Origin of the sequence: Sphingobium sp. Ant17 (genome assembly GCF_000588875.1) — a bacterium.
GTDB lineage: Bacteria > Pseudomonadota > Alphaproteobacteria > Sphingomonadales > Sphingomonadaceae > Sphingobium.
Genome location: NZ_JEMV01000110.1, coordinates 1 through 8,508 on the forward strand (window position 1 = coordinate 1; position 8,508 = coordinate 8,508).

At 60.3% G+C, this 8,508-nt stretch carries 4 protein-coding genes and 5 pseudogenes; 6 read left to right on the top strand and 3 right to left on the bottom strand.

The window, feature by feature from the left end; all coding sequences use genetic code 11:
* Together BF95_RS23870 and BF95_RS23875 are read left to right on the top strand one after the other, a co-directional pair.
* Positions 1 to 589: pseudogene (locus BF95_RS23870) on the top strand (Bax inhibitor-1/YccA family protein); the annotation flags it as partial.
* A gap of 181 nt (positions 590 to 770) precedes the next feature.
* Positions 771 to 1,593 (top strand): IS5 family transposase gene (locus BF95_RS23875; RefSeq protein ID WP_145206731.1). Its coding sequence is split into 2 segments (ribosomal slippage): positions 771 to 947 and positions 949 to 1,593, totalling 822 coding nucleotides; the frame shifts between segments, so codons are not numbered across the junction.
* Between the two features lie 398 nt (positions 1,594 to 1,991).
* Here the strand turns inward: BF95_RS23875 and BF95_RS23880 are convergent.
* A pseudogene (locus tag BF95_RS23880) lies at positions 1,992 to 3,013 on the bottom strand (IS110 family transposase).
* 101 nt (positions 3,014 to 3,114) lie between these two features.
* Here BF95_RS23880 and BF95_RS27695 point away from each other — a divergent pair.
* Positions 3,115 to 3,895 (top strand): annotated as a pseudogene (locus tag BF95_RS27695) (IS5 family transposase).
* A gap of 88 nt (positions 3,896 to 3,983) precedes the next feature.
* Here the strand turns inward: BF95_RS27695 and BF95_RS23895 are convergent.
* Both BF95_RS23895 and istB (BF95_RS23900) read right to left on the bottom strand, forming a co-directional pair.
* Positions 3,984 to 4,646 (bottom strand): annotated as a pseudogene (locus tag BF95_RS23895) (IS3 family transposase); the annotation flags it as partial.
* Positions 4,647 to 4,715: 69 nt separating this feature from the next.
* Positions 4,716 to 5,336 carry an IS21-like element helper ATPase IstB gene (gene istB, locus BF95_RS23900; RefSeq protein ID WP_327195522.1) on the bottom strand — a complete coding sequence of 207 codons (621 nt, stop codon included), beginning with the start codon at positions 5,334 to 5,336 and terminating at the stop codon, positions 4,716 to 4,718.
* A gap of 83 nt (positions 5,337 to 5,419) precedes the next feature.
* Here istB (BF95_RS23900) and istA point away from each other — a divergent pair, with 83 nt between their 5' ends.
* The 3 genes and pseudogenes from istA to BF95_RS29915 form a co-directional block, all read left to right on the top strand.
* The gene (gene istA, locus BF95_RS23905; RefSeq protein WP_043155136.1) at positions 5,420 to 6,931 is read left to right on the top strand and encodes an IS21 family transposase; all 1,512 of its coding nucleotides are present in this window, start codon (positions 5,420 to 5,422) and stop codon (positions 6,929 to 6,931) included.
* Positions 6,928 to 7,785 carry an IS21-like element helper ATPase IstB gene (gene istB / locus BF95_RS23910; protein ID WP_200867056.1) on the top strand — a complete coding sequence of 286 codons (858 nt, stop codon included), beginning with the start codon at positions 6,928 to 6,930 and terminating at the stop codon, positions 7,783 to 7,785. The genes istA and istB (BF95_RS23910) overlap by 4 nt, the downstream gene beginning before the upstream one ends.
* A 396-nt stretch (positions 7,786 to 8,181) precedes the next feature.
* A pseudogene (locus tag BF95_RS29915) lies at positions 8,182 to 8,508 on the top strand (IS21 family transposase); the annotation flags it as partial.

Genomic DNA, 8,508 nt, shown 5'->3' on the forward strand with positions numbered 1-8,508 from the left:
ACTGGBGTGCGTGCCGTATTTTTCACGGCGAGCGGCGCTCCGACGTTGCTCGGATGGATCGCGGTCTTCGCACCACTCGCCCTCGTCTTTACGCTCAGCTTCGGCATCAACCGGCTATCCGAGCGCACCGTCAAGACATTGTTCTGGACTTATGCGATCCTGATGGGCGTGTCGCTCTCGACAATCTTTCTCGCCTATACCGGCGTGAGTGTCGCGCGCACTTTCTTCGTCGCTGCCGCAGCCCTTCGGGGGGCCTGAGCCTATGGGGTTACACTACCAAGAGGAATCTGTCGGCGTTTTGGAACCTTCCTGATCATGGGCGTCGTCGGCCTGCTCATCGCCATGATCGTCAACATGTTCCTGCGGTCGTCCGCTTTTGGATCTCATCGTCAGCGCGGTTTGGCGTGCTCCTGTTTTTGCGGGCTTTGACGGCTTTTTCGACACGCAAAAGATCAAGAGCGTCTACTTCGAGGTGGCCGGTTCGGAATTCCACGGCAAGGCGGTCGTGATGGGGGCGCTTACCCTTTATCTCGACTTCATCAACCTGTTCCTGTTCCTGCTGCGCTTCATGGGCGACCGGCGGCAATAGGTCGTGTCGGCTCCAGTGCATTATTGGGACACAGATTCACGGTAGGGCCTTAAATACATCTGTCCTGTAAGAAAACTTAGAGCCCGATCCGAAATTAAGTTGAGTGGTATCAGCGGGTTAGCTTGACGCTTGCCGCAGTCGTTGATTCAGGGGTTTTGCAACAAACTTCCGGAGATCAACGATGTGGACCGATACCACTCGGGCGCAATATGCCCGCGCGGGACTGACTTTGCCAAGCGATTTGACCGATGCCGAATGGTCGGTGCTCGAACCTTTCTTGCCGCCACCCTCCCACGTAGGCCGTCCGCGCAAATGGCCGCTGCGACGGATCGTCGAGGCGATCCTCTATCTGCTGCGTGGGGGGGCTGCCGTGGCGAATGCTGCCGCCCTGCTTTCCGCCGGTCTCGACGGTTCGGCGCTGGTTTTACCTGTGGCGCGATAACAAACTGTGGCTCTCGCTCAATCATACTCTGCTGTTGATGGCGCGTGAAGCGACGGGCCGCGAGGCTTCGCCCAGTGCTGGCGTGATCGATAGTCAGAGCGTGAAAACAACGGAAAGTGGCGGACCTCGCGGCTTTGACGCGGGTAAGAAAGTCAAGGGGCGCAAGCGCCACATCCTCACCGACACCGAGGGCCATTTGGTTCATGCGGTGATCCATACCGCCGACATTCAGGACCGCGACGGCGCGCCGCTGGTCCTGCGTGAAATCATCCACCGCTTTCCATGGCTGCGCCATGTCTTTGCCGATGGCGGCTATGCTGGCGACAAGCTCAGGGAAGCGCTCCGGCGTATCGGCAAATGGACTGTCGAGATCGTCAAGCGATCCGATGTTGCAAAAGGCTTCGTGGTTGTTCCGCGCCGCTGGGTCGTCGAGCGAACACTGGCTTGGCTGAACCGCAACCGCCGGCTCGCCAAGGACTTTGAACAGACCATCGCATCGGCAACTGCGTGGCTGTTCATAGCTTCCATCCAGCTATTCGCGCGTCGCATCGCAAGACTATGAAATTTCATCGGATAATTATGAATCAGGCTCTCAAAGATGTGGTGGCACGACGTGGCCGGCGGACCCAGCGACTTGGCGAAATTCAATGATGTGTTGGACTTGCGCTAGGCCGTGTTGACAAAAAGGGATTTTCAACCGGCCCAAGTTCTGATTCATATGTGGACGCCCCCTATGGCAAGGGCTTTTTGTCGGGACGGGTTTGATCGGTTGCTTTCATATGTCCGGCCTATTTGTGCGGGCGTGATTTGACCGCTGGCCCTGATGGAAATCCGCCGGTGAAGTCCCTGATCAAGTTGGCGCGCTTTTGAGGCGCATTGAATCAGACGGGTTGGTTTCACCATTGGCTCGATCGTTACTCATCATCGACTGCCATTACCAATTCGGGTGACCTGATTTGATCAGGCCAAATGCGCGTAGGGCTGATAGGCTTCCTTCCTTGTCAGCACGACCCAGGCGATCCGGGCCAGTTTGTTGGCAAGCGCTACGGACACCACCCTGAATGGCTTCTTCTCGCTCAGCTTCCTGATCCAGTTTGCCATGGGCGTGGGCTTGTCCTTGACGTGACGCATCACGCAGTGGCGCCTACAACGAGCAATCGACGCAAGTATCGATCGCCTTGCTTCGATATGCCGCCCAGCCGAGCTTTGCCGCCGGTCGAATGTTGCTGCGGGGTCAGCCCCAGCCACGCGGCGAACTGCCTGCCCGAGGTGAACTGATCGGGATCGGAGACGGTCGCGGCGATAGCGGTCGCTGTGATGATACCAAGGCCGGGGATGGCGGCGAGCCTGCGGCTGGCTTCGCTCTCGGCATGCCATTTGGCGATTTGCTGGTCGAGCAGCGCAATCTCACCCGTCAGCGCCGTGATCTGGCGGACCAGCGTTTCCAGCGCGGTGCGGGCATAGGGCGGTAATCCGTCACGATCGGACAGCGCCTGCTCGGCCAAGGTCGCAAGATGTGCAAGCCCGGGATTTGCGACAAGACCGAACTCTGCCAGATGCGCCCGCAGCGCGTTCGCTGCCATAGTCCGTTGCCGCACCAGCAGCGACCGGGCGCGATGGGCCATCAATATCGCTTGCTGCTCGACCGTTTTTGTCGGCACGAACCGCATCGTCGGGCGCTGTACAGCTTCGCATATGGCCTCTGCATCCAGCGCATCACTCTTGCCGCGCTTGACGTAGGCCTTCACGTACGAAGGCGGAATCAGGCGAACTTCGTGCCCCATGGCGGCGAGTGTCCGTGCCCAGTAATGCGCCGTTCCGCACGCCTCCACGCCAATCAGACATGGCGGCAGCTTCGAGAAGAAAGGCAACATCTGCTTCCTGTGCAACTTCTTCACCAGCACCGCAGTGCCGGTCTCATCGATGCCATGTGCTTGAAAGACGCTCTTAGCCAGATCCAGCCCAACCGTTGTGATCGTCATCGTAAACGCTCCTGTTCCTGCTTCGGGTGACCGACCGACAGCATAGCGCCGGTCAGTGCGGGGGCGTCCACATCATCAAGGCTGCTCTTTAAGGAGCAGTCATGGACCGTGGGGACTTGTCGGATGCTGAGTGGGAACTGATTGGCCCCCTGCTGCCATCCGAGCGGGGGCGCTGGGCTCGACCATCTGGCGATAATCGGCGTTTTCTCAACGGCATGCTTCATGTGCTGCGGGTCGGCTGCCCCTGGCGCGACATGCACGAGCGCTACGGCAAGTGGAACTCCGTCTATGTGCGGTTCCGACGCTGGGCCGAGCAAGGCGTTTGGGATGCGCTGTTGCAAACGCTGGTTGATTTGGGCCTGACCGATGACTGGCAGCACATGATCGATAGCACCACGGTTCGCGGCCATGTCTCGGCAGTAGGCGGAAAAGGGGGGCTCTTGCGCAGGCTTTTGGTCGATCACGCGGCGGCTTTACGAGCAAAGTCCACGCCCGCTGCGACAATCAAGGACTGCCTATCGGGTTCATCCTGACTGGCGGCGAGGCTTCAGATTACGCTGCCGTGGATGAACTGATGGCCCTGCCGTTGCCCAAACCCAAGGCATTGCTGGCCGACAAGGGTTACGATGGCGACCGGTTCCGCGAAAACCTGCTCATGCGCGGCATTTTGCCGATCATCCCACCCCGGTCGAACCGCAAAGTGCCGGTCCATCCCGACTATCGGCGCTACAAGGATCGCAACCGCATTGAGCGAATGTTCGGCAAGTTGAAGCAACAACGCCGCATCGCCACCCGCTATGACAAACCGTCCTGTCGTTCGAAAGCTTCCTCAACCTCGCTGCTGCACGGATATGGCTGAAGTCTTTTGTCAACACGGCCTAGGCGGCGAGGCCGGCGCCCGATTGATCGACAGGCTCGGCATGCCTGCTAGTGAAGCGCCCCGGGTTTTCAGGAGGCAGTTTTCATTTGGCTATGCAGCCATATCGAGGTTCTCGAGGGCTGCATAGTAATTGTCTTCGGCCTCAGCGGGCGGGATGTGCCCGATAGGGCCGAAGAGCCGGTGATTATTGTACCAATCGACCCAGCGCAGCGTTGCCATTTCCACGGCCGAAACGCTTGGCCATGATCGCTGCCGCCAGATGACCTCGGCCTTGTAAAGGCCGTTGATCGTCTCGGCTAAGGCGTTGTCGTAGGAATCACCGACGCTACCGACCGAGGGGACGAGTTTGGCCTCGGCCAAGCGCTGGGTATAGTTCATGGCAAGATATTGAACTCCCCTGTCGCTATGGTGGATCAGTCCATCATCGGGACCGGGCCTACGGGCATGGATCGCCTGCTCCAGGGCATCCAGAACGAAGTTGGCAGTGGCTGACGTGCTGACCTTCCATCCGACGATCCGCCGGGCAAAAGCGTCAATCACGAAGGCAACATAGACGAAGCCCGTCCAGGTGTGCACGTAGGTAAAATCGACGACCCACAGGGCGTTGGGCCGGCTGACGCGAAATGCCCGATTGACCTTGTCCAGCGGACACGGCGTATTCGGGTTGCTGACGGTGGTGACCGTCTTCTTTCCACGCCGGACGCCCGCCAGCCCCATGGCCCGCATCAATCGTTCCACCGTGCATTTCGCCACCATTGTCAACGGCACAGTAATTTTCCCCGGAACGGACAAAGTAAAATTCCCCACTTTGCGGTTTGAGGTTCAGGAGCCGGGCATCGGTACACCTCCATCTTTTGGCGGTCGGCCGCGGCGACGAGCTTCTGTCGGCGCCGGCGGGGTGGTCCGGGCGGTCGAGCGCACATGCTCGGGTAGTAGATCTGCATGTCGCCTGAGGCGATAACTCGAGCCATCGATCTGGATGACGATGGCGTGATGCAACAGGCGGTCGAGCAGCGCGGTGGCGACGACGGGGCTGCCGAAGATTTCACCCCATTCGGCAAAGCCTCGGTTCGAGGTGAGGATCATCGCCCCTTTTTCATAGCGCGCATTGACCAGCTGGAAGAACAGATTGCCACCACCGGGTATGACCGGGAGGTAACCGATCTCGTCGACGATCAGCAAAGATGGCCTGCAGTAGAAGCGGATCCTCTCGCGCAGCGAGCCCTCCCGTTCGGCCTTGGCAAGCGCACCGATCAAGTCCGCACGCGTGATGAACGAGACGCTTTTGCCGGCTTTGACGGCTTCCAGACCGAGTGCGCTGGCAAGATGGCTCTTGCCGGTGCCGGGCGGCCCCAGCAGGTGGACGACCTCGCAGCGCGCGACGAAGTTCAGTTCGGCAAGCGCCAGGATGCGGGTGTAGAGGGCGGTGACAAACCAGGCCAATGGAACGCCAGCGATTTGCTGAGCGTGGCGGTTTAAAAACCAGCCATTGGATAGGTTGCTCCTTTTAAGGGGGGTGGCCGGGGATGTTTGCCGTGGAGAGCTACGCCGCCGTTCGGCACTTTGTTTTTGTTGAAGGTAACAGCCAGCGCGAGGCCGCGAAGGTCTTTGGACTGAGCCGCGAGACGATATCGAAGATGTGCCGGTTTTCTCTGCCGCCCGGCTACACGCGGACCAAGCCTGTCGCGAAGCCGAAGTTGGGGCCGCTGCTGCCAGTGATTGACGCGATCCTGGCAGCGGATCGCATTGCGCCTGTGAAGCAGCGGCACAGCGCCAAACGGATATTTGAACGTCTGCGCGACGAGCATGGCTTTGGCCGTGGCTACACTGTCGTAAAGGATTATGTCCGGCTGTGCCGGGCGCGGGGACGCGAGACGTTCGTGCCGCTGGCGCACCCGCCAGGACATGCGCAGGTGGATTTTGGGGAAGCGGTGGGCGTGATCGATGGTGTCCGCCGGAAGATGCACTTCTTCTGCATGGACCTGCCGCAATCGGATGCCTGCTTTGTAAAGGCCTATCCAGCGGAGACAACCGAGGCCTTTCTGGACGGGCATGTATCGGCGTTCGCCTTCTTTGGCGGTGTGCCGCTGTCGATCCTCTATGATAACACGAAGATCGCGGTTGCCAGGATCTGCGGCGATGGGAAGCGCGAGCGAACACGCGCATTCACCGGGCTCGTCAGCCATTATCTTTTTACCGATCGCTTTGGTCGGCCTGGAAAGGGGAACGACAAGGGGAAGGTCGAAGGCCTGGTCAAGCACGCCCGATCGCACTTCATGGTACCGATCCCACATGCGCCCAGCTTCGATGACTTCAATGATGAGCTGTTGGATCGCTGTCGGGCCCGTCAGGAAGAGCGGGCTGGCCGACATAGCGAGACGATCGGCACACGGCTCCTGGCCGATCTGGCGGTGATGCGGGCATTGCCAGCAGGGCAGTTCGAGCCGTGTGAGACCAGGGCTGCTCGCGTATCGTCGACCGCCCTGGTGCGCTACCGGACCAACGACTACTCGGTGCCGACCCGGTACGGCTTCCAGGATGTCATGGTGAAGGGCTTCGTCGACACGGTGGTCATCCTATGTGGCAATGAGGAGATCGCCAGACATCCGCGCTGTTATGGTGAGGCCATGTTCGTGGCGAACCCGCTGCATTATCTGGCGCTRATCGAGACCAAGCCCAATGCGCTCGATCAGGCCGCCGCGCTGCAGGACTGGGCYCTKCCGCAAGCGTTCCAGCATATGCGTCACCTCCTTGAGGCGCGYATGGGCAACAAGGGCAAGCGCGAGTTCATCCAGATCCTGCGCCTGTTGGAGGCGATACCGATGGAGATCGTCACCTTCGCGGTGAACGAGGCGATCTGTATCGGYGCAATCGGCTTCGATGCGGTCAAGCAGATCGCGCTGGCGCGCATCGAACGGCGGCCCGCCCGCCTGGACCTGGCAGCCTATCCCCACCTGCCGAAAATGGACGTGAAGACGACGCGTGCCGCCGACTATGCCGCGCTCGTGCCCCAAACATCTCAGGAGTTGGCGGCATGAACCAGGTCGCAGAGGACAAGATGCCGACCGGCACCATGGCGGGGACGCCGCAGGTTCTGCTCGCGCATCATCTCAAGCAGCTCAAACTTCCTACAGTGCTACGGGAATATGAGAAGCTGGCCCGTGAATGCGCACGCGACGGGGTTGATCATAGCCGATACCTGCTTCGCCTCATCGAACTTGAGCTGATCGATCGTGAGCGCCGCACTGTGGAGCGCCGGATCCGGGCTGCGCGGTTCCCGGCGGTGAAAAGCTTCGACACGTTCGACTTCACGGCCATTCCAGGCCTCAACAAAATGCTCGTGCTGGAGCTGGCACGCTGCGAATACATCCTGCGGCGGGAAAATATCATCGCGCTGGGCAATAGCGGCACCGGCAAGACACATGTAGCGCTCGCGCTGGGACTGGCGGCTTGCCAGAAAGGCTTCACGGTCGCGTTCACGACCGCCGCTGCCCTGGTCAACCAGCTGATGGAGGCGAGGGACGAAAAGCGACTGCTCAAGATGCAGCGCGATCTTGCGGCGGTGAAGCTGCTGATCGTCGATGAACTGGGCTATGTTCCCCTCTCGCCCACAGGCGCTGAACTGCTGTTCGAGACCTTCTCGCAGCGCTATGAGCGGGGATCAACGATCGTCACATCCAACCTGCCGTTCGAGGACTGGACGCAGGTCCTGGGATCCGAGCGGCTCACCGGCGCGCTGCTCGATCGGCTCACGCACCACGTCAGCATCCTGGCCATGAACGGCGATAGCTACCGCCTTAAGCAGTCCGCCCGCCGCCGTGCTGCCGGGGCGGAGCAAAACCAGGCCACTCCGGTCGTCGACCCGGACACTGGCGAGATCACCGCCACCTGATCAATGACGAAAACGATATGAAGAGGCCCCGATCGGGGCCTCTTCATATCGTCAGGCCCGCATCAACAGTGGCCTGCTTTTACTCCGCCCCGGTGGCCTGGAATCTGACCGCCGTTGACAATACAGCGTAAGCGCCAAAACATCTCTTTCAGCTGCACGGTGTGAATGCAGCGGAACAGCCTGCGTGGCGACAACTACGATGGCCGGTTGAGCGGCAACTATGATGGCCGGTAGGATCGGTTGTCTGGGCTGATCGTAGGGAGGGGCGTAGCCCCGACCGGAGAGCGGACCAGACAACCGATGGCGATCTTTTTCCCCTTCTTTCGGGGGGCTGATCGGGGCTGTGGCGGGCGGTGGTATCGGAACACTCATCGAACAACGAGCGATGGGTTTGCGATGCCGGGCCACCACATTTCCGATCAGCAGGTATTTCTCTTCATGACCCATCGTCGCCAACACACCCAGGCCGTCGCGGCTGCCAAGGCCGGTATCAGCGAGCGCAGCGCACGCCGGATCGAGAACGATCCGCAGCTTCCGTCCCCAGAAAGAAAGAAAGGAGCGCCAYTGGCGCACCCCGCGCCGATCCGCTCGAGCCATTCTGGCCACGTATAGAGGAGTTGCTCCAGATCGACGGTATCATTGCCGTCACGGTCTTCGAGACGCTCCAGGACGAGTTCGGCGAGGATGCTGTTCCCGATGCGATACGACGAACACTGGAACGCC